The sequence below is a fragment of the Micromonospora sp. NPDC005173 genome, from assembly GCF_040608515.1.
In the GTDB taxonomy this organism is placed as follows: domain Bacteria; phylum Actinomycetota; class Actinomycetes; order Mycobacteriales; family Micromonosporaceae; genus Micromonospora.
The window spans coordinates 1-23023 of record NZ_JBEXIK010000001.1; the positions used below are offsets into that span (position 1 = coordinate 1).

24 protein-coding genes are annotated in these 23023 nt (G+C 72.2%); 9 read left to right on the plus strand and 15 right to left on the minus strand.

Annotated features, from left to right (window positions below; translation table 11 throughout):
* Positions 1-246 precede the first annotated feature (246 nt).
* Positions 247-456 carry a PspC domain-containing protein gene (locus ABZV00_RS00005; protein ID WP_328422894.1) on the plus strand — a complete coding sequence of 70 codons (210 nt, stop codon included), beginning with the start codon at positions 247-249 and terminating at the stop codon, positions 454-456.
* 287 nt (positions 457-743) lie between these two features.
* Here ABZV00_RS00005 and ABZV00_RS00010 read toward each other — a convergent pair whose 3' ends face one another.
* The 7 genes from ABZV00_RS00010 to pdxH form a co-directional block, all read right to left on the minus strand.
* Entirely contained in the window at positions 744-1532 is a 789-nt protein-coding gene (locus ABZV00_RS00010) for a DUF4230 domain-containing protein (RefSeq protein ID WP_355600455.1), read from the minus strand.
* Positions 1533-1631: 99 nt separating this feature from the next.
* Complete coding sequence (locus ABZV00_RS00015) at positions 1632-2795, minus strand: acyl-CoA dehydrogenase family protein (RefSeq protein ID WP_355600457.1); 1164 nt, start codon at positions 2793-2795, stop codon at positions 1632-1634.
* Between the two features lie 44 nt (positions 2796-2839).
* Positions 2840-3145 (minus strand): type II toxin-antitoxin system VapB family antitoxin, encoded by a 306-nt coding sequence (locus ABZV00_RS00020; protein WP_030329612.1) that lies wholly within the window; start codon positions 3143-3145, stop codon positions 2840-2842.
* 187 nt (positions 3146-3332) lie between these two features.
* Positions 3333-3935: a nitroreductase family protein gene (locus ABZV00_RS00025; RefSeq protein WP_355600459.1), complete on the minus strand. Its 603-nt coding sequence runs from the start codon at positions 3933-3935 to the stop codon at positions 3333-3335.
* Between the two features lie 22 nt (positions 3936-3957).
* A complete protein-coding gene (locus tag ABZV00_RS00030; RefSeq protein ID WP_355600461.1) occupies positions 3958-4887 on the minus strand; it encodes an aldose 1-epimerase family protein in 930 nt (309 codons plus the stop codon).
* Positions 4888-4905: 18 nt separating this feature from the next.
* Positions 4906-6204, minus strand: coding sequence for an MFS transporter (locus tag ABZV00_RS00035; protein ID WP_355600463.1), 1299 nt, complete (start codon positions 6202-6204; stop codon positions 4906-4908).
* Positions 6201-6875 carry a pyridoxamine 5'-phosphate oxidase gene (gene pdxH, locus ABZV00_RS00040; protein WP_355601291.1) on the minus strand — a complete coding sequence of 225 codons (675 nt, stop codon included), beginning with the start codon at positions 6873-6875 and terminating at the stop codon, positions 6201-6203. Before pdxH ends, ABZV00_RS00035 begins: the two co-directional genes overlap by 4 nt.
* 279 nt (positions 6876-7154) lie before the next feature.
* Here pdxH and ABZV00_RS00045 point away from each other — a divergent pair, with 279 nt between their 5' ends.
* From ABZV00_RS00045 to ABZV00_RS00060, 4 genes are all read left to right on the plus strand, one after another.
* Complete coding sequence (locus ABZV00_RS00045) at positions 7155-8261, plus strand: citrate synthase 2 (RefSeq protein ID WP_328422882.1); 1107 nt, start codon at positions 7155-7157, stop codon at positions 8259-8261.
* Positions 8262-8527: 266 nt separating this feature from the next.
* Positions 8528-9655, plus strand: a complete 1128-nt coding sequence (gene serC / locus ABZV00_RS00050) for a phosphoserine transaminase (protein WP_328422880.1) — start codon at positions 8528-8530, stop codon at positions 9653-9655.
* A gap of 185 nt (positions 9656-9840) precedes the next feature.
* Positions 9841-10917 carry a septation protein SepH gene (gene sepH, locus ABZV00_RS00055; RefSeq protein WP_328422878.1) on the plus strand — a complete coding sequence of 359 codons (1077 nt, stop codon included), beginning with the start codon at positions 9841-9843 and terminating at the stop codon, positions 10915-10917.
* Positions 10918-10995: 78 nt separating this feature from the next.
* Positions 10996-11982, plus strand: a complete 987-nt coding sequence (locus tag ABZV00_RS00060; protein WP_355600465.1) for an aldo/keto reductase — start codon at positions 10996-10998, stop codon at positions 11980-11982.
* A gap of 22 nt (positions 11983-12004) precedes the next feature.
* On the opposite strand, the gene thpR is transcribed toward ABZV00_RS00060, so the two are convergent.
* The 5 genes from thpR to ABZV00_RS00085 form a co-directional block, all read right to left on the minus strand.
* Positions 12005-12583 carry an RNA 2',3'-cyclic phosphodiesterase gene (gene thpR, locus ABZV00_RS00065; RefSeq protein WP_355600467.1) on the minus strand — a complete coding sequence of 193 codons (579 nt, stop codon included), beginning with the start codon at positions 12581-12583 and terminating at the stop codon, positions 12005-12007.
* A gap of 12 nt (positions 12584-12595) precedes the next feature.
* Entirely contained in the window at positions 12596-13105 is a 510-nt protein-coding gene (locus ABZV00_RS00070) for a hypothetical protein (protein ID WP_355600469.1), read from the minus strand.
* Positions 13106-13255: 150 nt separating this feature from the next.
* Positions 13256-14536, minus strand: coding sequence for an MFS transporter (locus ABZV00_RS00075; protein ID WP_355600471.1), 1281 nt, complete (start codon positions 14534-14536; stop codon positions 13256-13258).
* Positions 14537-14609: 73 nt separating this feature from the next.
* Positions 14610-15059 (minus strand): MarR family transcriptional regulator, encoded by a 450-nt coding sequence (locus ABZV00_RS00080; RefSeq protein ID WP_355600473.1) that lies wholly within the window; start codon positions 15057-15059, stop codon positions 14610-14612.
* A gap of 115 nt (positions 15060-15174) precedes the next feature.
* The gene (locus ABZV00_RS00085) at positions 15175-16653 is read right to left on the minus strand and encodes an NCS2 family permease (protein WP_355600475.1); all 1479 of its coding nucleotides are present in this window, start codon (positions 16651-16653) and stop codon (positions 15175-15177) included.
* 88 nt (positions 16654-16741) lie between these two features.
* Here ABZV00_RS00085 and ABZV00_RS00090 point away from each other — a divergent pair, with 88 nt between their 5' ends.
* Positions 16742-16987, plus strand: a complete 246-nt coding sequence (locus ABZV00_RS00090; RefSeq protein WP_328422861.1) for a DUF2530 domain-containing protein — start codon at positions 16742-16744, stop codon at positions 16985-16987.
* A gap of 36 nt (positions 16988-17023) precedes the next feature.
* Here the strand turns inward: ABZV00_RS00090 and ABZV00_RS00095 are convergent, their stop codons facing one another.
* Positions 17024-17953, minus strand: a complete 930-nt coding sequence (locus ABZV00_RS00095; RefSeq protein ID WP_355600477.1) for a DUF3027 domain-containing protein — start codon at positions 17951-17953, stop codon at positions 17024-17026.
* Between ABZV00_RS00095 and ABZV00_RS00100 the strand changes: the two genes are divergently transcribed.
* Positions 17952-19541: an MFS transporter gene (locus tag ABZV00_RS00100; RefSeq protein WP_355600479.1), complete on the plus strand. Its 1590-nt coding sequence runs from the start codon at positions 17952-17954 to the stop codon at positions 19539-19541. The two genes, ABZV00_RS00095 and ABZV00_RS00100, sit on opposite strands and share 2 nt — an antisense overlap.
* Entirely contained in the window at positions 19538-20188 is a 651-nt protein-coding gene (locus ABZV00_RS00105; protein ID WP_355600481.1) for a futalosine hydrolase, read from the plus strand. The genes ABZV00_RS00100 and ABZV00_RS00105 overlap by 4 nt, the downstream gene beginning before the upstream one ends.
* A 17-nt stretch (positions 20189-20205) precedes the next feature.
* Here ABZV00_RS00105 and ABZV00_RS00110 read toward each other — a convergent pair whose 3' ends face one another.
* A complete protein-coding gene (locus ABZV00_RS00110; RefSeq protein ID WP_355600484.1) occupies positions 20206-21081 on the minus strand; it encodes a helix-turn-helix transcriptional regulator in 876 nt (291 codons plus the stop codon).
* 743 nt (positions 21082-21824) lie between these two features.
* Between ABZV00_RS00110 and ABZV00_RS00115 the strand changes: the two genes are divergently transcribed.
* Positions 21825-22673: a 1,4-dihydroxy-6-naphthoate synthase gene (locus ABZV00_RS00115; protein WP_328422849.1), complete on the plus strand. Its 849-nt coding sequence runs from the start codon at positions 21825-21827 to the stop codon at positions 22671-22673.
* On the opposite strand, the gene ABZV00_RS00120 is transcribed toward ABZV00_RS00115, so the two are convergent.
* Entirely contained in the window at positions 22634-23020 is a 387-nt protein-coding gene (locus ABZV00_RS00120) for a cold shock domain-containing protein (protein ID WP_030329652.1), read from the minus strand. The two genes, ABZV00_RS00115 and ABZV00_RS00120, sit on opposite strands and share 40 nt — an antisense overlap.
* Positions 23021-23023: the final 3 nt, after the last annotated feature.

Genomic DNA, 23023 nt, shown 5'->3' on the forward strand with positions numbered 1-23023 from the left:
CGCGAGGCGCGAGGCGCGAGGCGCGAGGCGCGAGGCGCGAGGCGCGAGGCGCGAGGCGCGAGGCGCGAGGCGCGAGGCGCGAGGCGCGAGGCGCGAGGCGCGGGGAGGCGTTGGAGCGGGGCCGCACGGGTAAGTACCTACGGGTCCACGGGTTGCCGATCCTCCTCGGGACGGAGGGCAAGGTGGCCGCACTTTTCTACCGTGGATTGCAGACGCGGCGTACCGCCGCAGAGTGGGAGTACGACGATGAGTCGCAAACTGGTCCGGCCCCGCCAGGGGCGCATGCTCGCCGGTGTCTGTGCTGGCCTCGGTCAGCGGTTCGGCATGTCCGCCGGGATGGTTCGGCTGCTGTTCCTGCTGTCGCTGCTGCTGCCCGGCACCCAGGTGATCGTCTACCTGATCCTCTGGATCCTCATGCCGAACGAGGACCGCTACCTCGCGTCGACCCGGCACTGACCCACCCCCGCAGCACGCAGCACTGCCCCACCCGGACCACACCACCGGGCTGAGACCGCACCGACGGGCTGGGAGGCCACAACATCGGGGATGTTGTCGCTTCCCGAGCGTCGCAGGCAGCAACATCCCCGATGTTGCGCGGATCTTGCGCCCGAGCCCGAGCCCGCGGCGCCAGGCACGGGCGATGTGGATCTTGCGCTGAGGCGCTGGAGAGTGCCGGTGGGTTCGCACGGAATCGCCCGTCCCGACGAACGTCGGGGCGGGCGATTCGGCGTACGGGGTGGGGGTCAGGGGGCGGTGTAGGTGACCGTGATCCGCTGGTAGCCGAGGGAGCGCAGCAGCCCCTCCAGCATCTTGCGGGTGTTCTCCTCGGCCCGGGCCGAGAGCCCGCTGTCCCGGGCGGCGGCGGTGATCCGTTCCTCGGCGAGCTGGTAGACCTGCTGCTGCCGGTTGGGGTCGTTGCCGACCAGGTCACCGAGCCGGTTGAGCAGGCCGCGCTGCTCGGCGAAGACGTAGCTCTTCTCCAGGTCGAGGTTGGTCTGGCCGAGCTGCGGCGCGGGCAGCTTGATCTCGACCGAGGTGCCGTCGGCGGACTCGACGATCGCACCATCACCGATCTTGGCGAAGTCGACGTACGCCTCGACGCTGCCCGCCCCGACGAACAGGGTGCGCTCGTTGAGCAGGAAGTCCGGAACGTTGCGCCGGTCGTTCTGGGTGTCGACCACGACCTGGAAGTTGCCCTCCGCGGCCACGTAGCGGCTGAGGTCCTGGATGGACTTCAGCAGCGGCGGCTGGCTGCGGTCGGTCTGCTCCTTGGCGAACGGGTTGCGGAACTCCGGTAGGAGGCCGGTCGCCTGAACGCCGAGCAGCACCACCACGGCCAGCGCGGCAGCCCCGAGCAGCAGAAGCAGGCCACGCGCCGGCCCACCGTTGCCACCGGTCGTCGGGTCGCCGGAGCCGCCCGGTGTGTCCGTGGTCGACTCGGGTGTCACGGCCGACCGCTCCTTGAGGTCGTCGCCGGTCGGGTAACCGGGGAACTCCCTCGTGGGCTCGTTGATGCCAGCGTCGCGGGCCATCACGCTCACCGTCCTCGTCAGACACGTCGTCTGTCAATGACGGTACGGCCCCGGTACGACAGCCGCGCGTCGAGCGCCCGGAATGCGCAGACGGGCAGGTCAGGCGAAGGCGGAGAGCCCGGTGAGCCGCTGCCCGACGACCAGTTGGTGGATCTCCGAGGTGCCCTCGTACGTCAGCACGCTCTCCAGGTTGTTCGCGTGCCGCATCACCGGGTACTCACCGGAGACGCCGTTGGCACCGAGGATGGTGCGGCACTGCCGGGCGATGGCCAGGGCCTCCCGCACGTTGTTCAGTTTGCCCACGCTGACCTGCTCGGGCCGCAGTCGACCGGCGTCGCCGAGCCGGCCCAGGTGCAGAGCGAGCAGCTGCCCCTTCACCAACTCGACGGCCATGTCGGCGAGCTTGGCCTGGGTGAGCTGGAAGCCGGCCAGCGGGCGACCGAACTGGGTGCGGGTGGTGGCGTACGCCAGGGTGGTTTCCAGGCAGTCCCGGGCTGCGCCGACCGCGCCCCAGACGATGCCGTACCGGGCCTCGGTGAGGCAGCTCAGCGGGGCCTTGAGCCCGACCGCCTCGGGCAGTTGGGCGTCCGCCGGGAGCCGGACGTCGTCGAGCACGATCTCGCCGGTCACCGACGCGCGCAGGGACATCTTGCGGCGGATCTCCCGGGCCGTGACACCGGGGGTGTCCATTGGTACGGCGAAACCCCGCACGCCGGCGTCGGTGCGCGCCCAGATCACCGCGACGTCGGCGATCGGCGCGTTGGTGATCCACATCTTGCCGCCGCTGAGCACCCAGTCGTCGCCGTCGCGGCGGGCCCGGGTGGCCATCGAGGCCGGGTCGGAGCCGTGGTCCGGCTCGGTCAGGCCGAAGCAGCCGATCGCCTCGCCGGTCGCCATCGGCGGCAGCCAGCGCTGCTTCTGCTCCTCGCTGCCGTAGCGCCAGATGGCGTACATGGCCAGCGACCCCTGCACCGAGACCAGCGAGCGGATGCCCGAGTCGCCGGCCTCCAGTTCCTGGCAGGCCAGCCCGTACGCGACCGCGGAGGCGCCAGCGCAGCCGTAGCCGGTGAGGTGCATGCCGAGCAGCCCGAGCTTGCCGAACTCCCGGGCCAGCTCGCGGGCCGGCACCCGACCCTCCTCGTACCAGTCGGCGACGTGCGGCCGCACCCGGTCGTCGATGAGCTGGCGTACGACGTCGCGGATCTGCCGCTCCTCCTCGGTGAGCGACGGGTCCAGGTCGAGCAGGTCCAGCGGAGCGGTCATGGACGCCACCTTAACGAAGACTCAGGCCAGCGGGTGGGGGCGCGTCACTCGATCGGTTCGGAGAGCACCAGCACGCGAGCGTGGATCTGGTTGCGCTGTTGCAGGGCGGCGCGCAATGCCCGGTGCAGCCCGTCCTCCAGGTAGAGCCCGCCGTTCCACTGCACCACGTGCGGAAACAGGTCGCCGTAGAAGGTGGAGTCCTCGGCGAGGAGCTTGTCGAGCGCCAACTCACGCTTGGTGGTGATCATCTGGTCCAGGCGCAGCGGTCGCGGTGGAATCTCCGCCCACTGCTTGAGCGTCAGGTTGTGCTCCGGATAGGGACGCCCGTCCCGGACCGCTCTGAAGATCACGACGGCACGCTCCCCTCCCCGTGGCCGGGCCGACCGACGGCGCCGAGCCGGGCCGCGGCGAGCACCGCGCGGCGCGGCACCGATGACCGTGCCAGCCTAGCCGCCCAGCGCACACCGCGTTCTGCTCCCTGATGTCAGTTTCGCTACCGCTCGTCCGATCCTTACTGGGACGAACGGGACGCCGCGCTCAACTCCACCGGCCGCGCCGCACCACCTCGTCCACCGGACGACGCCCACGGCGCAGCGATGGTGACCGATGGTCGGGTGCTCGGTAACCGACTGTGACGGCACCGATAGGTTGGTACTCCGTCGGCACCCCGAACGCGTCGCGGTAGGCGGCCAGCCGTTGCGGCGGGATGCCGAAGAAACACGCCCCCAGACCCTCGTCCACGGCGGTGAGCAGCATCAGCAGCGCGGCGAAGCCGCTGTCCACGTACCAGTAGGGCACCGGCCAGCGGTCGGTAGACCGGTCCGTCCAGCCCTTGTCCGGCTCCGCGTACCGCTGCAGGTAGGCCGACTCGTTGGCGTGCGGCACCACGATCAGCGGCGCCCGGCGCATCCCGGCCAACCAGCGCTCCCGCCCGCCGGTGTCGGGCGTGGTGGCGGCCCAGAACCGCTCCCGGTCGGCCGCCTCCTCCAACACCAGGAAGCCCCAGCCCTGGGCGAACCCGGCCGACGGGGCGCGGACCGCGTGGTCGAGCAGCCGGTCGACCACGTCGGGCGGGACCGGGCGGTCCGGGTCGTAGTTGCGCACCATCCGCCGGCGCCGGACGACCTCGACGAACTCCATTCCGCTCCCCCCGCCGGCTCGGTCAGGCCCCGGGCCGGATGCCCCAGGCACCCCGCCAGGTCGCGCCGGGCTTGAGCGTAAGCAGGTCCTTGCCAGAGCGGAACGCATCCGGCGGGCAGGTCATCGGCTCGATCGCCACCGAACGGCGGCGCCGAACGCCCGTGAGCGCGTCCCCGGTGAACACCTGCCACCAGCCGAACTCCTGGTCCGCCCAGATGCTCACCCCGGCCGAGCCGTCCGGCGCCGCCAGGCTCACCGACGAACCGCCGTCGGCGTCGGGGATCACCTGGCCGAAGCAGAGATCCAGCCGGGCAGCGCCGATCCGGCGCGGGCTGGTCCAGTCGTACTCGGTGCCGGCCACCGGGGTCGCCCCGACCGGCAGCAGCCGCCCGTCCACCAGCAGCCGGGTACGGGTCGGCAGCCGCATGACCAGGTCGTCCACCGCGACGCCCGGCAGTTGCAGGTACGGGTGCACGGAGAAGCCGAACGGCGCCAGCTCACCACCGGTGTTGGTCACCTCGTGCTCGGCGCGCAGCCCGTCCGCGCCGATGCTCCACCGGCTGCGCAGCCGCAGCGGCCACGGGTAGCCGGGCTGCGGCGGCAGGTCGTAGCCGACCGTCACCGCGTCCGCCGACTGCTCCAGCAGCCGCCACGGCACCCAGTTGACCAGCCCGTGGATGGCCACGTGCCGCTCCGGCTCGGTCAGCGGGAGCTGGTGGGTCCGATCCCCGAACGGGTAGCGACCATCCCGGATCCGGTTCGGCCAGGGGGCCAGCACCTGCCCGGCGCAGCCGGGGCAGACCTCGTCGACCTGGTACCCGTCGACCAGGTCGACACCGTCATGCCGGTACGTCCGCAACCCGCCGCCGACCTCCACGATGACGGCCTCGTGGCCGGCCGCGGAGATGGTCCACTGAGCGCCGGAGAACGGACGCTGATCGGGGCTTTCCATGCCGGCGACCCTAACCGGTCACGTCCGGTCGCCGCTCGACGCCGTAGCGGCCCGGTAGCGCAGCAGCGCCGGGAAGGCAGCCGCGAGCACCACCACGAGCACCGCCGAGGCGAGCCCGCCGGCCACCCAGGCCACGCCGCCACCGAACCCGGCGGCCATGGTGCCGGCCCGCAGGTCACCCAGGCGCGGACCACCGGCCACCACCACCGTGTTGACGCCCTGGAGTCGGCCGCGCATCCGGTCCGGCGCGTACACGAGCAGCATGGACTGGCGCAGCACCGCGCTGACCAGGTCGGCGGCACCGGCCACGGCGAGCAGCAGGACCATCAGCCAGAGCTGGTGGGCCAGCCCGGCCGCGGCGATCGCGAGCCCCCAGGCGACCACCGCGACCACCAGGCCGAGCCCCTGCCGGCGGAGTCGACCGATCCAGCCGGAGGTGAGCCCACCGATCATCGATCCGATGGCGATGGCGGCGTAGAGCAGGCCGACCGCGCCACCACCGCCGAACCGCTCGTGGGCGATCTCCGGGAAGAGCGCCCGCGGCATGGCCAGGATCATGGCGATCAGGTCCACCCCGAAGGAGAGCAGCAGCACCGGCGTGGTGGCCAGGTAGCGGAACCCGTCGATCACGCTGGCCAGCCCGGCGCGGCGGGGCTCGCCGTCGGCGGTCGGCTCGGGGGGCAGTGAGGGCAGGCGCAGGGCGGCCCAGAGCATCGCGGTGAACAGCAGCGCGTCGACCCCGTACGCGATCGGCAGGACCACCGCGGTGTCCGGCGAGGCGGCGAGGATCAGGCCGGCGGCGAGCGGGCCGGCCACCGAGGCGGCGGTGAAGGTGGTGTAGTTCAGGGTGCTGGCGGCCGGCACCAGGTCCGCCGGGACCAGTCGGGGCAACATGGCGCTGCGTGCCGGTGAGCTGATCGCGAACGCCACCGACTGCACCGCCATCAACGCCAGCAGCAGCACCGGGCTGCCCACGTCCAGCAGCGCCTGGACCAGCAGACCGATAGTGGACGCCCAGAGCAGCACCGACCCGCCGAGCAGCACCACCCGGCGGTCGCGGGCGTCGGCGACCGCGCCACCCCAGAGCCCGAAGACCAGCAGCGGTACGAAGGCTGCCACGCCGAGCAGGCCGACCCAGAACGAGTCCCTGGTCAGCGCGTACATCTCCACCGGCACCGCGACGGCCGTGAACTGGAAGCCGAACATGGCCACGGTGTTGCCGAGCCAGAGCCGCCGGTACGCCGGCACGCGAAGCGGACGTACGTCGATCGCCCAGCGGCGCGCTCCGCGCGGCCGGGCCTCCTGCACCCCCGTCACGGCGCCAACCGCTCGACGGTCCAGCTCTCGCCCTCGGTGCCCGGGCCGTCGGGCGGACCGTCGCCGGGTGGGCCGTCGTCAGTGCGGCGGAAGCGGAGCCGGTCGTGCAACCGGCCGGCCCGGCCCTGCCAGAACTCCACCGACTCGGGCCGGACCCGCAACCCACCCCAGTGCGGCGGGGTCGGGATGACGGCCTCGTCGGCGAACCGCTCGGCCGCCGCGCGGTAGCGCTCCTCCAGCGCGGCCCGGTCCGGCACCACCTGCGACTGCGGGCTGGCCCAGGCGCCCAGCTGGGAGCCGCGCGGGCGGCTGGCGAAGTACGACTCGACCGCCGCCCGGTCGACCGGCGTGATCCGCCCGGTGACCAGCACCTGACGCTGCATCGGGAACCACGGGAAGACCAGGCTGGCGTACGGGTTGGCCGACGCCTCGACGCCCTTGCGGGAGAGGTGGTTGGTGAAGAAGACGAAGCCGTCCGGGTCGTACCCCTTGAGCAGTACGGTCCGCCCGCTCGGCCGGCCGGCGGCGTCGGCGGTGCCGACCACCATCGCGTTCGGTTCGGGTAGCCCGAAGGCCACCGCGTCGGCGAACCAGCGGTCGAACTGGGTGTGCCAGTCGGCGGCCAGGTCAGCTTCGGTCAGGCCCAGGTCCGCGGCGTACTCGTTACGCATCGCGGCCGGGGCGGGTGTGTCGCCCGTCACGTCCCCACTCCTTCTCGGCGGCCTGGTCGGCGCCCTCCCGCGCTGGCCAGCCCGCACCGCCCAGTCTCACTGAGCCGCGCGGAGAATGCGCGTCCGGGGATGTCATGTGCAGCACAGTCGCAGCGGGTCGCGTATCCGGTTACTCACCAGGCAAGATGTTCCGAACACATCCCTGAGGGTCGCCTAAGGCGCTCGGCCGACCGGCCGGATGAGCTGATCGGGCGCACCGACCAGATCCAGGAGAGCGACATGGCCGATTTCAAACCCGGGCTGGAGGGCGTAGTCGCCTTCGAGACCGAGATCGCCGAACCGGACCGTGAGGGTGGCGCGCTGCGCTATCGCGGGGTCGACATCGAGGATCTGATCGGCCAGGTCTCGTTCGGCAACGTCTGGGCGCTGCTGGTCGACGGCCGGTTCGGGCCGGGCCTGCCGCCGGCGGAGCCGTTCCCGGTGCCGGTGCACTCCGGCGACATCCGCGTCGACGTGCAGTCCGCGGTCGCCATGCTGGCCCCGTACTGGGGGCTCAACCAGCTGCTGGACATCTCCGACGAGCAGGCCCGCGAGGACCTCGCCCGGGTCTCGGTGACCGCGCTCTCCTTCGTCGCCCAGTCCGCCCGGGGCCTCGGCCTGCCGGCGGTGCCGCAGAAGGAGATCGACAAGGCACAGACCATCGTCGAGCGGTTCATGAAGCGCTGGCGGGGCGAGCCCGACCCGCGGCACGTCAAGGCCGTCGACGCGTACTTCATCTCGGCCGCCGAGCACGGCCTGAACGCCTCCACCTTCACCGCCCGCATCGTCGCCTCCACCGGGGCGGACGCGGCGGCCTGCATCTCCTCCGGCATCGGCGCCCTCTCCGGCCCGCTGCACGGCGGGGCCCCGTCCCGGGTGCTCAGCATGCTGGAGGCCGTGGAGCGCAGCGGTGACGCGGAGGGCTACGTCAAGGGCGTGCTGGACCGCGGCGAGCGGCTGATGGGCTTCGGCCACCGGGTCTACCGGGCCGAGGACCCGCGCGCCCGAGTGCTCCGGCGCACCGCCAAGGAGCTGGGCGCGCCGCGCTTCGAGATCGCCGAGGCGCTGGAGAAGGCGGCCCTGGCCGAGTTGCAGGCCCGCCGCCCGGACCGGGTGCTGGCCACCAACGTCGAGTTCTGGTCGGCCGTGGTGCTGGACTTCGCCGAGGTGCCGGCGCACATGTTCACCTCGATGTTCACCTGCGCCCGGATGGGCGGCTGGAGCGCGCACATCCTGGAGCAGAAGCGCCTGCAGCGGCTGGTCCGTCCGTCCGCCCGGTACATCGGCCCGAACACCCGCAAGCCCAGCGAGGTCGAAGGCTGGAGCGCCATCCCGCACGGCGTCTGAGCGGCAAGGAAGGGCCCCTCCTGAACGTCCGTCGTGCAGGAGGGGCCCTTTCCAACCGCCGTCCGAGCGGTCGGCGCCGGGTGTGGCGAAGGACTCAGGCCGTCCCTCGGGACCCCGCCTGCCCGGCGCGGGTCAGGGTGCGAGGATGAGGGTCGGCAGTGTCGCCGGATCGCCGGTCGGATCCCGGCTGCCGTGCGCCCGCGTACGCGCCCGCCGCCGATCCGCACCGAGCCCGCCCTCGCCCTTGCGGAAGGACCTTCAAGACCGTGGCTGACGCACCGCTCATCCGGATTCCCGACGAGATCAAGCCCGCCGACGGACGCTTCGGCTGCGGCCCGTCCAAGGTCCGGCCGGCGGCCGTGTCCGCCCTCGCCGAGGTGGCGACCAGCTACCTGGGCACCTCGCACCGGCAGAAGACGGTCCGCGACCAGGTGGCCCGGCTGCGCGCCGGCATCGCCGAGTTCTTCTCGCTGCCCGAGGGCTACGAGGTGGTGATCGGCAACGGTGGCACCACCGCGTTCTGGGAGGTCGCGACCTTCGGCCTGATCCGGGACCGGGCGCAGTTCGCCAGCTTCGGCGAGTTCGGCGCCAAGTTCGCCAAGTCGGTCAAGGACGCCCCGTTCCTGGGCGAGCCGACCGTCCGCAAGGCCGACGCGGGCACTGCGCCGACCCTGGTCGCCGAGGCCGGCGTGGACGTCTACGCGACGCCGCAGAACGAGACCTCGACCGGTGTGGCGGTGCCGATCAGCCGGGTGGCCGGGGCGGACGAGGGCTCGCTCCTGCTGGTCGACGCCACCTCCGGCGCCGGCGGCCTGGAGGTCAACGTCGGCGAGACCGACGTCTACTACTTCGCGCCGCAGAAGTGCTTCGGTTCCGACGGTGGTCTCTGGCTGGCCCTGATGTCGCCGGCCGCGCTGGACCGGGCCGCCGAGATCAAGGCGTCCGGGCGGTACATCCCCGCCTTCCTCGACCTGGTCACCGCGATCGACAACTCGCGGCTGGAGCAGACGTACAACACCCCGGCGCTGGCCACCATCTTCCTGGCCGCCGAGCAGACCGACTGGATGAACGCGCAGGGCGGGCTGGCCTGGGCCGCCAAGCGCACCGCCGAGAGCGCCGCCACGGTGTACGGCTGGGCGGAGCGGTCCACGGTGGCCACCCCGTTCGTCACCGACCCGGCGCTGCGGTCCAACGTGGTCGCCACCATCGACTTCGCCGACGGGGTGGACGCCACCGCGATCGCCAAGGCGCTGCGCGCCAACGGCATCGTGGACACCGAGCCGTACCGCAAGCTCGGTCGCAACCAGCTGCGGGTGGCGTTGTTCCCGGCCATCGAGCCGGCCGACGTCGAGGCGCTGACGGCGTCCATCGACTACGTGGTCGAACGACTCTGAGGATCGTCACGGACGGTGTTCGTCTGGGCCCCGGCGGACACCGACCGTGATCATCGTTGCAGCTCAGTCGCGACATGCGGGGTGTCGCTTCCCCCACCCCGAGACAGATGCGCGTACGGTGGTCCGAGACGCCTGGGTGGCCGACTCGTGGCGTGCGGCCAGCGAAGCGGGACGGAGGCAACGCTATGCGCCCAGTACGCTTCGTCGCCCTCTCCGAGGACGGCCATGCCCTGGTTCTCGCCGACGAGGTCGGGCGGCTGCTCGCCCTGCCGATCGACGAGCGGATCGCCGGCGCGATGCACGCCGAGCCGGGTGCCCCGCCGCTCGCGGCGGCACCGACGGCTGCCGATCCGATCCCCTCACTGTCCCCTCGGGACATCCAGGCCCGCATCCGCTCCGGTGAGTCCGCCGAGGACGTCGCCCGGATCGCCGGTGTGCCGGTCGACCGGGTGCTGCGCTACGCCGGCCCGGTGCTCCAGGAGCGGGCGATGCTCGCCCAGCACGCCCGCCGCACCCGGCTCAAGGGCGCGGAGAAGCCCACCCCGCTCGCCGAGGTGGTCAACGGCCGGCTGAGCCAGCACGGCATCGACACCGAGAAGATCTCCTGGGACGCGTACCGGCGCGACGACGGCACCTGGCGGATCATCGCCACCTGGCCGTCCGGCAAGGCCACCGCACAGGCAATCTGGGATCTCGACAAGACCCGGCAGGCGGTCACCCCGCACGACGACATGGCGCAGTACCTGTGCGCCGAGCGACCCACGCCGATCCTCGGCCAGGAGCCGGCGCCGGAGCGGGGCGGCCACTCCCTGCCGGGTCCGTCGCGCGGCGAGCCCAGTCGCGGCGGGCACGGGCTGCCGGCGGCGTCCGAGCACCCGCGCACCGGCCGGGACCCGATCCGGGCCGGACGGGACGCGCTGCTCGCCTCGCTGGACCGCCCGCTCGGCGCCTCGTCGGGCCGCGGCCTGGAGCCGCGTACCCCGGCCGCCCTTGCCGGGTCGGACGCACCCCGGCAGCGGCCGGTCGGCGGTGGTGCCGCGGCACTGCTCGGCGGCGGCCAGGGGTCGGCCTTCGACGACGACTCGGACGCGCCCAAGGAGGTGCCGGCCGTGCCGTCGCTGGCGGTGCTGCGGCCCCGCCGGACTGGCGCGGCGGCGGCCGGTGGCGAGTCCACCGACGCCAACGGCAAGCCGCGCAAGCGGCTGCCGAGCTGGGACGACGTGCTCTTCGGCAGCGGTCCGGCCGCCCGCGAGTCCTCCTGACGCTTCGCGTTGACGGGTGGCGGTTCGCCACCCGTCGGCGCGAGGCACTCGAAGTGCCCCCGTGGCAGTGTGGGCTTCATGGAGTACACGAATCTGGGCCGCACCGGTCTCTCGGTCAGTCGGCTCTGCCTGGGAACGATGAACTTCGGGCCGCAGACGAGCGAGCCGGACAGCTTCGCGATCATGGATCGCGCGCTGGAGCACGGGATCAACTTCTTCGACACCGCCAACGTCTACGGCTGGCAGACCGGGGAGGGGATCACCGAGCAGATCATCGGCCGCTGGTTCGCCCAGGGTGGCGGCCGGCGGGAGAAAATCGTCCTGGCCACCAAGGTCTACGGCAAGATGGGCACCTGGCCCAACGAGCAGGGCCTCTCCGCCCGGCACATCATCCGGGCCTGTGAGGACTCGCTGCGCCGGTTGCAGACCGACACCATCGACCTCTACCAGATGCACCACATCTCCCGGAGCACGCCATGGGAGGAGATCTGGCAGGCAATGGAGACGCTCGTGGCGCAGGGCAAGGTGCTCTACGTCGGGTCGTCCAACTTCGCCGGTTGGCACATCTCAGTGGCGCAGGAAGCCGCCGGCCGGCGCAACTTCCTCGGCCTCGTCTCCGAACAGTGCATCTACAACCTGCTCACCCGGCACGTCGAGTTGGAGGTGGTACCGGCCGCGCAGCACCACGGCCTGGGCATCATCCCCTGGTCGCCGCTGCACGGTGGGCTGCTCGCCGGCGTGCTGCGCAAGATGGCCGAGGGCGTTGCCGCGCGCGGCACCAGCGGCCGCGCGGCCGACTCGCTGGTTGAGCACCGGCCGACCATCGAGGCGTACGAGAAGCTCTGCGCCGATCTCGGCCACGACCCGGCCGACGTGGCGCTCGGCTGGCTGCTGAGCCGGCCGGGGGTGACCGCACCGATCATCGGCCCGCGCACCACCGAGCAGTTGGACCGGTCGCTCGGCGCGCTGGAGGTCACGTTCGACGAGGCGACGCTGGGTCGGCTGGACGAGCTGTTCCCGCCGGTCGGCAAGGGCGGCCCCGGCCCGGAGGCGTGGGCCTGGTGACCATCCGCCGCCGTGGGCTGAGTCAGAGCGGCCAGGCGGCGAGGCGGTCGTAGCGTGGCTGGGGGCCGAAGTGGCTGCGTACCAGCAGCAGTTCGGTCGCCGGCCACGGCGGCCCCTGGTAGCCGTCCAGGGTGGCCTGGTCGGCCTCGATGTCGGCCGGGTCCACCCGGTCGCCGGGCCGGGCGACGGTCAGGTGCGGGCGGTACGGCTTGTCGTCGTACGGCAGCCGGGCGTGCCGTAGCCGGGACCGGATGAGCCGGGCCAGTGCGTGCAGCGACTCGACGTCGCCCTGGAGGTCCACCCAGAGCACGGTGGACCGACCCTGGCCGAACCGGCCGCCACCGCCGAGGCTCAGTCGGGGCGAGGCGTCCCGGCCGTCGCGGAACCACTCGGCGGCCAGTCCGAGCGCGCTCTCCACCTCGACCAGCCGGGCCGTCTCGACCTCACCAAGGAAGGCCAGGGTGAGGTGCAGGTCGGCCGGGTCGGCGAGCCGGACGTTGGTGCCGGCGGCGGCCGCCGCGCCGATCCGCAGTCGGGCGACCTCTGCGCCGAGGTGGGTTAGGGCCTCAAGAGGCGGGCAGACCGCCACGAAGAGCCGCAACCGTCGGGCCTCTCAGCGGTGCCGTTGCCGGTGCCCGGCCCGGGCCGCCGGCAGGGCCAGCCCGGCGGCGTGCAGCACGCCCTCCACCCGGACCCGCTCGATCTCCTGGTCGACGCCGGTCAACTCGGCGAGATGTTCGGTGATGCCGAGGGCGCGGCAGGCCAGCCGGAGCCGGTCGTCGTACGCCTGGACCACCGCGCCGTGCCACACCATCGACCGGCCGGTCCCGCCGAGCCGCTGGCCGCCGAGGCGGCGCAGATCGGCGGCGAGTTGTTCGAGAGGGCGTCGGTCGATCCGGTCGAACTCGCTGAGGTCGATGTCCCGGGTCAGTGCGTCGGCTTCGATGGCACGGTCGAGACGGGCGATGGTTCGTCGCTCCCGCCGGCGCTCACGCCACTCGGACCAGCCGCAGACCACCCGGTCCAGGATCTCGTCGGCGCAGAAGAGCAGGGCGAAGGCCGCCGGCAGACTGGCCACGGCGAGGAACGCCAGGGCCAGCATCAGCGCGCGTCCGACTCCCACGTATCGACGCTAAGCCCCGTCGTGCCGCCCCGCCACCGAATTGGCCGCATCCGCGCCATCCGCTCAACGGGACCTGCCCGGGCTCGACAGTACGGAAAGGGCCCCCTGCTATGCGGAATCCGATAACAGACGGCCCTTCCCCACACCTCATCAGTCGGTGGAGGTGACGTAGAAGCGGGGCATCGGCAGCACCCGGAAGCGCAGCCGGGCACCCGAGCGGCGCAGCTGCCAGGTGAGCGCGATCAGCGCGGTGGCCAGCGAGAGCAGACCACCCATCCAGATGCTGGCGCCGGCACCGTAGTGCTCCGCGACCCAGCCGATCAGCGGCGCGCCGACCGGGTTGGTACCCAGGAACACCAGCACCCACAGGGCCATCACCCGACCCCGGAAGGCCGCGTCCACACCCAACTGGACCCGCTGGTTGGCGGCCTGAGCGAAGAAGACCATGAAGAAGCCGGTCGGCACCAGCAGCGTCACGACCAGCCAGTACGCCGACGCGAAGCCGACCATGGTGCCGAAGCTGGCGCAGGCGATCGCAGCACCGAGCACCAGCCAGACCGACGGTCGGCTGCGCCGGCTGGTGCCGCTGAGCGCGCCACCCAGCGCGCCGACCGCCAGCGCGGTGCTGAACAGGCCGAAGGAGGCGGCACCGGTATGGAACACCGTCTTGGCCAGCGCGGCCAGGGTGAGCTGGAAGTTGAACAGCGACATGCCGATCACCGACATCACCGCCATCGGCAGCAGCAGGTCCGGGCGGCGCCACACGTACCGCAGCCCGTCGATCACCCGAGCCGACGCCCGCTCGTCCCGGGGCAACAGGGCGTCGCGGTGCAGCTCGGCCGTGCGCATCCGGACCACGTTGACCAGCGGCGCGATCGAGCTGAGCGCGGTGAAGAGGAAGACCGGCCCCACGTCGAAGGCGGCGATGGCCAGACCGGCGACGGCCGGGCCGACGATCCGGGCGGAGTTGAACACGGCCGCGTTGAGCGACAGCGCGTTGGGCAGCAGTGGCGTACCGACCAACTCGGAGACGAACGCCTGGCGGACCGGGGTCTCCACGGCATTGGCGGTGCCGAGCAGCGCGGCGAAGGCGAAGACGTGCCAGAGCTGCACCAGGTCGGTGAGGACCAGCACGGCCATGCCGAGCGCCAACACGGTCCAGAAGGCGTTCGCGGCGAAGAGCAGCACCCGCTTGTCGTACCGGTCGGCGAGCCGGCCGGAGAGCAGGGTGAGCAGCAGCACCGGGGTGAACTGGAGTGCGGTGACCACGCCGAGCGCGGTGGCCGAGTTGTCGGAGAGCTCGAGGACGAGCCAGTCCTGGGCGATGAACATCATCCAGACGCCGATCAGCTTGATCAGCTGCCCGGATGCGAAAAGGCGGTAGTTGCGGACCTGTAGGGACTGGAACATCGTGCTCAGCTTGGACTGCACTCTTGGTGCGCCTCCTCCGGGACGTACGCGTCATCGACACGTGACGGCACGGCCCGGTGGCGCGGGCGCGGGCTCAGGCGCGAGCGAGCTGCTGAAGAATCTCGGCGGCCCTGTGCAGGGTCTCCCGTTCGTCCTCGTCGAGCGCGGCCAGCCGGTGGGCCAACCACTCATCGCGGGCCCGCTCGAACTGGTCGAGCACGGCCTGCCCTCCTTCGGTCGCCGCGAGGATGACCTGCCGGCCGTCGGTCGGATGGGGGGTCCGCTGCACGAGGCCGCGGTCCTCCAACTTCGCAACGATCTTGGTCATCGTCGGTGGCTGCACCCGCTCCACGTCGGCCAGTTCCCGGGGCGTCAGCGCGCCAGCCAGCCGCAGGCTGGTGAGCGCAGAGACCTGGGTGACCGTGAGGTCGCCGACCGGTCGGGCCTGGCGGACCCGTCGGTTGAGTCGGGTGATCGCATCACGCAACTGGGGAGCCAGTTGCGCCGGTGGCACGCGTTTCGCCGTCACCGTCCGCTCCGTCACAATAGTTAGCTTAACTAATGAGCCTGGCTAACGACATCCGATATGACCAGGCTCACGAGGAAGTTTGTGCTGGCCCGGGCGGGGAATCCGATTGGACTCCCCGCCCGGACGTGCATCAGCGCACCAGAGACTCGATCGGCCCGCGCAGGAAGTACAGCACGAACAGCGCGGCCACCCCGTACAGCAGCGGGTGGATCTCCCGGGCCTTACCCCTGGCGAGCTTGACCACCACGAAGGTGATCAGGCCGGCACCGATGCCGTTGGAGATCGAGTAGGTGAACGGCATCAGCACGATGGTGAGGAACGCCGGGATGGCGATCTCGTAGTCGGACCAGTCGATCGTCCGCACCGCGGTCATCATCAGGAAGCCGACCACCACCAGGGCCGTCGAGGCCGCCTCGAACGGCACGACCACCACCAGCGGCGCCAGGAACATCGCCAGCAGGAAGAGCACGCCGGTGACCAGGTTGGCCACCCCGGTCCGGGCGCCCTCCGCGACACCGGCGGCGCTTTCGATGTACGACGTGTTGCTGGACGTGCTGGCCGCGCCGCCGGCCGCCGCGGCGATCGAGTCGACCAGCAGGATCTCCTTGGCCTTCGGCGGGGTGCCCTTCTCGTCGAGCAGGCCACCCTCCTGGCCCACCGCGACCATCGTGCCCATGGTGTCGAAGAAGTCCGTGATCAGCAGCGTGAAGACGAACATCAGCACGACCAGCCAGCCGGCCCGGCCCCACGAGTCGAGCACGTTGAACTTGCCGAGCAGCGACAGGTCCGGCAGGTCCACCACCGTCTTCGGCAGCTCCGGCACGTTCAGCGACCAGCCCTTCGGGTTGGGCTGACCGTTGACGAACGACGGGCCGATGTTGCCGATGGCCTCCACGATCACCGCCAGCACCGTCGAGGCGAGGATGCCGATCAGGATCGCGCCCTTCACCCGGCGGACCACCAGCACCAGGGTGATCAGCAGACCCACCACGAAGACCAGCATCGGCCAGCTCACCAGCTTGCCGCCGATGCCCAGGCCGACCGGGACGGTGGTGTTGGCGGCGTCCGGGATCCGCCGGACGAAGCCGGCGTCCACCAGGCCGATGATGGTCAGGAAGAGGCCGATGCCGACCCCGATCGCGGTCTTCATCTGGGTCGGCACCGAGCGGAACACCGCGGTCCGCAGACCGGTGAGCACCAGCACCGCGATGATCACACCTTCGATCACCACCAGGCCCATGGCGTCGGCCCAGGTCATCTCGGGGGCGATCTCGTACGCCACCAGCGCGTTGACACCGAGACCGGCGGCGAGCGCCAGCGGGAACCGGCCCACCACACCCATCAGGATGGTCATCAGGCCGGCGACCAGCGCGGTCGCCGCGGCCAGCGCGGGGATCGGGAGGGTCTTGCCATCACCGTCGACGGCACCGCCCAGGATCAGTGGGTTGAGCACCACGATGTACGCCATCGTGAAGAAGGTCGCCAGACCACCGCGTACCTCACGGCTCAGCGTCGAGCCGCGGGCGGAGATCTCGAAGAACCGGTCGAAGCCGTTACGCGGGTGAGCGGGGTCGGGTGGTGTGCCGTTCTCGGGCGGCTCTACTGCCATCAGGTCCTCGCAGGTGATCTTCCGGTTGTCGCGCGCATCGTCCCAGATCGCGGGTCGGCAGGGGAAGTCGATCGCGTACGCTTGCGCGATGCCGAACGAGCAGCCACCGCGGCCCGCGCCGCTGGACCCGCCGATGGTGCCGTTCGCCGTCGCCGGGCTGATCGCGTGGGCAGTGGCCGGGCTGGTCCTGTTGATCTTCTTCCGGGGCTGGCTCACCGAGCACGATCACGAGAACTGGCTGTGGACCTGCCTGGCCGGTTTCCTGTGGGGCTTCCCCGGTCTCGCCGTGATGCTGCGGCACGACGCCAACCGACGCCGCCGCCGCGCGAGCTGACCCGGGCGGGTGCGCCGGGACACCCGGCGCGGACGGTCAGGAGTGCCCGTACGGCTCCGCCGGCTCGGCGGCCTCCACCGAGCCCGGGGCACGGCTGACCGACATGGCCTCCACCGCGCTGTCGTCGTACACCGTGGGCAACTCCTCGACGGCGGTCTCGGCCGCCTCGATCAGCGTCTCGGAGTGGGCGCCGCAACCGTGGTCGGCACTCACCACCCGGCCGTCATCGGGGGCGTAGAAGTTGCCACACGCGCCAAAGGCCTGCCGCATGGCACCGGCCAGCGGCAGGTAGAACCCGCAGGTGCCGCAGCGGGCGGCGGACGGCGCCGAAGCGGAGATGGCCGCGGCGGGGCCGTGGTCACCCTCGTACCAGCGCTGCGCCGCATCGGCGCGGCCCTCCCGGGAGAGCACCCGGGCTCGCCCGAGGCCCAACTCCCAGGCAGTCTCCTCGACCGCCGGGTCGTCGGAGAGCAGGTAGCCGGGGACCAGCCGGTCATCGTCCGGCGAGGTCGGCAGCAGGTCACCCGGGCCCAGGTCGCCCGGCTTGAGCCGCTCCTGCCAGGGCAGCCACCCCGGCGCGAGCAGCGCGTCCGGGCCGGGCAGCAGCACCGTCTCGCAGATGGTCACCGTGCGGCTGCGCGGCACCCGGGTGACGGTGACCGCCCACCGCCAGCCGCGGTAGCCGGCGAGGCGGCATTCGAAGTAATGGGTGACCAGGCGATCACCCTCGGCCACGACCTGCAGGTGGTCGCCGACATCGTCGGCGTCCACCTCGGTGATGCCAGCGCGGGCCACCTCGACGGCAGCGGCGCAGACCTGGTCGAGACGGGCGGCACGGGTGGAGACGGGCCTGGTCACTTCACCATTGTTCCCCATGCGCCCCGCAGGGGTGACAGGGACTCCCGGGGAACCTTTCGCCGCAGTGGTGCGGCGTACCTGGATCAGATGGGCGAGGATGGTGCACATGCCGTCGTACTCCCGCTCCGGGCGATCCGTCCTCGGGCGGACCGTCGGCACCGGCATCCGCGCCGTCCGTCTGCTGCTGCGTGGTTCGGTGGGCAGCGGGCGCTGGATGACCCGCCGAGCTGGCCGGGCCCGGGCCCGGGGCGCCGGCGGCGAGGTCGGCATGGTCCGGCTGTTCGACCTGCACGCCGTCTCCTGCGCTGGCGACACTCTGATCGCCATCGGCCTGGCCGGGACGATCTTCTTCAACGTGCCGCTGGGTGAGGCCCGCAGCAAGGTCGCGCTCTATCTGCTGGTGACCATGGTGCCGTTCGCGATGCTCGCCCCCGTGGTGGGTCCGCTGCTGGACCACTTCCGGCATGGCCGGCGGTACGCCCTGGCCACCACCATGCTCGGCCGGGCGTTCCTGGCGTGGTTGATCTCCGACTACATCCACGGCTTCGGGCTCTATCCGGCCGCGTTCGGCGTGCTCGCGCTCTCCCGGGCGTACGGCGTGGCCCGGTCGGCGGCCGTGCCCCGGCTGTTGCCGGAAGGGCTCGGCCTCTCCCAGGTGGGCGCCCGGGCCAGCGTCTACGGCACGGTGGCGGGCGCACTGGTGGCGCCGATCGGGCTGGCCGCGTTCTGGTTCGGGCCGCAGTGGCCGCTTCGGGTCGCTTCGGTGATCTTCCTGGTCGGCATGGTGATCTCCCTGCGCCTGCCACCGAAGGCCGACTCCGAGCCACCGGAAAGAGTCCCTCGGGCGCTGCGCGCGCTGGGCCGACGCCGGGGCGACCGGCCACTGGGCCGAGGCCGCCCGGCCGGCCGGCTGGTGATCGCCACCCTGATCGGTGCCGCGACCCTGCGCGCGGTCTACGGCTTCCTGCTGCTCTTCCTCGCCTTCGCGATCAAGAAGGGCGACCTGACCACCGTCGTGTTCGGCCGGGACCTGGGTGCCGAGTGGGCGCTCGGGTTGGTCGGCGGCGCGCTGGCGGTCGGCACCTTCCTGGCCACCGCCATCGGCACCCGGCTGCGCATCCATCGGCCGACCGCCATCCAGTCCAGCAGCATGGTCATCGTGGCCGGGGTGGCCGTGCTCGCCGTCATCCAGTTCTCGCTGCCGATGGTCGCCCTGCTCTGCCTGGTCACCGCTCTGGCCAGCGGTGTCTCCAAGCTGGCCGTGGACGCCTCGATCCAGGAGCGCATCCCGGAGCGGCTGCGGGCCAGCTCCTTCGCCCACTCCGAGACGGTGCTGATGCTCGCCTTCGTCGCCGGTGGCGGGCTCGGGCTGGTCCCGTTCGACGGTCGGATGGGCATCGCGGTCGCCGGCGGGGTGGGCGTACTGGCCGCCGTCCGGGGTGTGCTGGTCGCCGCCCGGCTACGCGGCGAGAAGCTGGCAGGTCGGCCGCTGGGCGACGACGAGCTGGCCGACGACGAGCCGACGGACCCCACGCCCACCTCGCCGGCACCCAACCAGGCTGGCTCGCCGCATTTCGACGACCCAGGGCTGGCCCCACCGGGCTACCACATCTACCGCCCCTCGTCGGCGGTCGGCGGACCGGGTGGCGGCGCGGACGACGACACCCGCCGGGAGTCCCCCGGGTCCGTGTCGTGACCGGACTGCTGGTGGTGACCGCAGTGCCCGCCGAGGCGGACGCGATCCGGGCCGGGCTGACCGACGCCAGTGTGACCGTGGCTCCGGTCGGGGTGGGCCCGGCCGTGGCCGGCGCCGCCACCGCTCGACTGCTGGCGCTGGCCGAGGCTGCCGGCCGCCCGTACCGCGCGGTGGTCAGCGCTGGCGTGGCTGGCGGCTTCGCCGGTCAGGCCGCGGTCGGGGACACGGTGCTCGGCACCGCCAGCATCGCCGCCGACCTGGGCGCCGAGTCGCCGGACGGCTTCATCCCCGTTGACGAGCTGGGCATGCCGCCCGCGCTGCTCGGTAGCGGCAGCGTGGTGCCGGCCGATCCGCGGCTGCTGGCGACTCTGCGGGCCGCCCTGCCGGCCGCCACGGCCGGCCCGGTGCTCACGGTCAGCACGGTCACCGGCACCGCCGCCAGCACCGAGGAGCTGCGCCGGCGGCATCCGGAAGCGGTCGCCGAGGCCATGGAGGGGTACGGGGTGGCGGTCGCCGCAGCACAGGCCGGGGTGCCCTTCGCCGAGCTGCGCACCATCTCCAACCCGATCGGCCCCCGCAATCGGGACGCCTGGCGGCTGCGTGCGGCCCTCACCGCCCTCACCGCGGCAGCCCCGGCCCTGCGTTGACCCAGCGGACGCCGAGATCAGAGCCGTAGGGCCAGCGCCGACGGCCGGGCCGCCTCCAGCTCGAACCCGCAGGCCAGCAGGAAGTCGACGATGCTGTACTCGGCAATGGCGTGGACGGTCCGGATGCTGGTCCCGGTCATCTCCGCCACCAGCAACTCGACCAGGCGGCGCCCGATACCCAGCCATCGCAGCTCGGGCACCACGACCACGCTCTCCAGCACCAGCTCGCGCCGATCACCGAGGTCGTCACCGAGGAGCAGATCAACACTCCGCTCGTGCGCCCGCAGCTCACCGACGATCTCCCCGTCAGACAGCTCGGCGAGGAATCGCCGCGACGTCTCCGGTGCCCCGCCCACGTCGCGCCGGTAGGACACCCGCCCCAACATCCGTTGCCGCCTCCGCTTCTCGTCGCGGCGAGCGCGGTCGAGATCGTAGGTCCACTCCGGCACCGGTAGCGGCCACAGCTCCGGCGGCAGGGGGTACGAGTACGCCCACCACGCGCCCGGCCAGTCCTTGAGTGTCCGGACCGGTCGCACGTCGAGATGCGCTGGGTAGCGGCGCCCCGCCTCGTCCCGTGGCTGGTCCCGTGGCTCGTCCCGTGGCTCGTCCGGCGGCTCGGCATCGCTACGGCGGGCGTTTGGGTGGGCAGCGCTGGGGTGGGCGTTGGGATGGGCATCGCTGGGCACGGCGAAGGCCACCTCACCCCCGGCCGCACGGATCAGCCGCTCCACCGTACGGAACCCCGGGTCGCCGCCCCGCCCGGCCTCGATTCGCGCCAGCGTGCTCTTCGGCACACCAGCTCGTTCGGCCAGCTCTCGTTGGCTCAGATCCGCACGTCGACGCAGCGAACGCAACGCCGCACCCACATTGATGAGCCCGTCCCCGTCAACCACCCGTCCATGCTTTTCAATCGGCCGAGCGCCGTCAACAGCCCCGATCCGTCCTGTGGATAACTCGGTGAACGGGTCTCCCACCGCGGCTGACAGAGGTGCGGGCACTGTGCTCCGAGCCTGTCGAGCTGCCCCAGATGTGGGGCAGAGCCGGGTGCCAGGAAAGTGGCCGCAGCGAACCGGCTGGGTGCGCGACCAACCGACCGACCCCACCCGAACTCGCCCGACCACCCGACCTCACCCGAACTCAACCCACCCCACCCAAACTCGCCCGACCAACCCCACCAACCGACCCACCCGAACTCGCCCCCACTCGCCCCACCAACCGACTCCGCCCAACTCGCCCCGGCTCCACCCGAACCGCCCGATCAACCGACTCCACCCAAACTCGCGCCCGACCGGCCGGCTCCGCCCGAACTCGCCCGACCAGCTGGCGCATCCCGGCCCACTCTCCGGCAGGCCACTGCCCCATATCTGGGGCAGCTCGACAGGCAGCGAGGTGACACGTCTGCCCCTGGTGGCCGCAACGGAGCACGTCGGGCTGGAATGACCGATAGCGCGGGACGAGCAACCGGGCCAGCAACCAGGCGAGCGACCAGGCCGGCGACCAGGCGAGCAACCAGGCGAGCGACCAGGCCGGCGACCAGGCGAGCGACCAGGCGGGTGGCTGCGCGGGCAACCGGGCCGGGTCACAGTCGGCGGGGTGGGCGCGGGTGGCTGCGCGGGGGCGGGGCTAACGTGGGGGCGTGGCGCTCTCCCTGGCGATCTCGCCCTGCCCCAACGACACGTTCGTCTTCCACGCCCTGGTGCACGGTCGGGTGCCCGGCGCGCCACCGGTCGAGGTGACGTACGCCGACGTGGACGTCACCAACACGGCGGCCGAGCAGGGCGCGTTCGACCTCGTGAAGGTGAGCTTCGCGGCGCTGCCCTGGCTGCTCGACGACTACCACCTGCTGCCCTGCGGTGGCGCGCTCGGTCGCGGATGCGGGCCACTGGTGCTCACCCGGGGCGACCGCGCCGGTGGGCCGGACCGCACCGACCTGACCGGTGCCACGGTGGCGGTGCCAGGCGACCGGACCACCGCCTACCTGCTGTTCCGGCTCTGGTCGGCCGGGCGGCCGCCGGCCCGGATCGAAGTGGTCCCGTTCCACGAGATCATGCCGGGCGTCGCGGCCGGCCGCTACGACGCTGGGCTGGTGATCCACGAGGCCCGGTTCACCTACCACCGGCACGGCCTGACCGCGCTGGTCGACCTCGGCGAGTGGTGGGAGGCCGACACCGGCCTGCCCATTCCCCTCGGCGCGATCCTGGCCCGACGCGGCGCGGTGGACCCGCAGGCCGCCGCCGGCTGGGTCCGCGAGTCGGTCCGGCAGGCCTGGGCCGACCCGGCGGCCAGTCGGGAGTACGTGCTCGCGCACGCCCAGGAGATGGAGCTCGACGTCGTGGACCGACACATCGGCCTCTACGTCAATGAGTTCACCGCCGACCTCGGCGAGGCCGGTTTCGCAGCGGTCGCGGCGCTGCTCGACCGGGCCGCCGACGCCGGGCTGGTGCCTCAGACCTCCAGCTCGCGCGCGACCGCGTGGACCAGCTGAGCGATTTTCTGCGCGGCCTTCCTGTCCGGGTACCGGCCTCGGCGCAGGTCCGGCTGGACCTTCGCCTCCAGCACCTTGATCATGTCCTCGACGAGGCCGTGCAGCTCCTCGGCCGGCCGGCGGCGCAGCTCCGCCATCGACGGCGGCGCGTCCAGCAGCTTGACGCCCATGGCCTGCGCACCCCGCCGGCTGTCCACCACGCTGAAGTCGACCCGCTGACCGCCCTTGAGGTCGGTGACACCCGCAGGCAGCGCGCCCTTGGGCAGGAAAACGTCGCCGCCCTCGTCACTGGTGACGAAGCCGTATCCCTTGGCCGTGTCGTACCACTTCACTCGACCCGTAGGCACCTG

What these genes read in the sequence shown, in the direction of transcription:
- ABZV00_RS00005 (WP_328422894.1), top strand. Translation starts at nt 247, where the DNA reads ATGAGTCGCAAACTGGTCCGGCCCCGCCAGGGGCGCATGCTCGCCGGT.
- ABZV00_RS00010 (WP_355600455.1), bottom strand. Translation starts at nt 1,532, where the DNA reads ATGGCCCGCGACGCTGGCATCAACGAGCCCACGAGGGAGTTCCCCGGT.
- ABZV00_RS00015 (WP_355600457.1), bottom strand. Translation starts at nt 2,795, where the DNA reads ATGACCGCTCCGCTGGACCTGCTCGACCTGGACCCGTCGCTCACCGAG.
- ABZV00_RS00025 (WP_355600459.1), bottom strand. Translation starts at nt 3,935, where the DNA reads ATGGAGTTCGTCGAGGTCGTCCGGCGCCGGCGGATGGTGCGCAACTAC.
- ABZV00_RS00030 (WP_355600461.1), bottom strand. Translation starts at nt 4,887, where the DNA reads ATGGAAAGCCCCGATCAGCGTCCGTTCTCCGGCGCTCAGTGGACCATC.
- pdxH (WP_355601291.1), bottom strand. Translation starts at nt 6,875, where the DNA reads ATGCGTAACGAGTACGCCGCGGACCTGGGCCTGACCGAAGCTGACCTG.
- ABZV00_RS00045 (WP_328422882.1), top strand. Translation starts at nt 7,155, where the DNA reads ATGGCCGATTTCAAACCCGGGCTGGAGGGCGTAGTCGCCTTCGAGACC.
- sepH (WP_328422878.1), top strand. Translation starts at nt 9,841, where the DNA reads ATGCGCCCAGTACGCTTCGTCGCCCTCTCCGAGGACGGCCATGCCCTG.
- ABZV00_RS00060 (WP_355600465.1), top strand. Translation starts at nt 10,996, where the DNA reads ATGGAGTACACGAATCTGGGCCGCACCGGTCTCTCGGTCAGTCGGCTC.
- ABZV00_RS00085 (WP_355600475.1), bottom strand. Translation starts at nt 16,653, where the DNA reads ATGGCAGTAGAGCCGCCCGAGAACGGCACACCACCCGACCCCGCTCAC.
- ABZV00_RS00090 (WP_328422861.1), top strand. Translation starts at nt 16,742, where the DNA reads ATGCCGAACGAGCAGCCACCGCGGCCCGCGCCGCTGGACCCGCCGATG.
- ABZV00_RS00100 (WP_355600479.1), top strand. Translation starts at nt 17,952, where the DNA reads ATGCCGTCGTACTCCCGCTCCGGGCGATCCGTCCTCGGGCGGACCGTC.
- ABZV00_RS00095 (WP_355600477.1), bottom strand. Translation starts at nt 17,953, where the DNA reads ATGTGCACCATCCTCGCCCATCTGATCCAGGTACGCCGCACCACTGCG.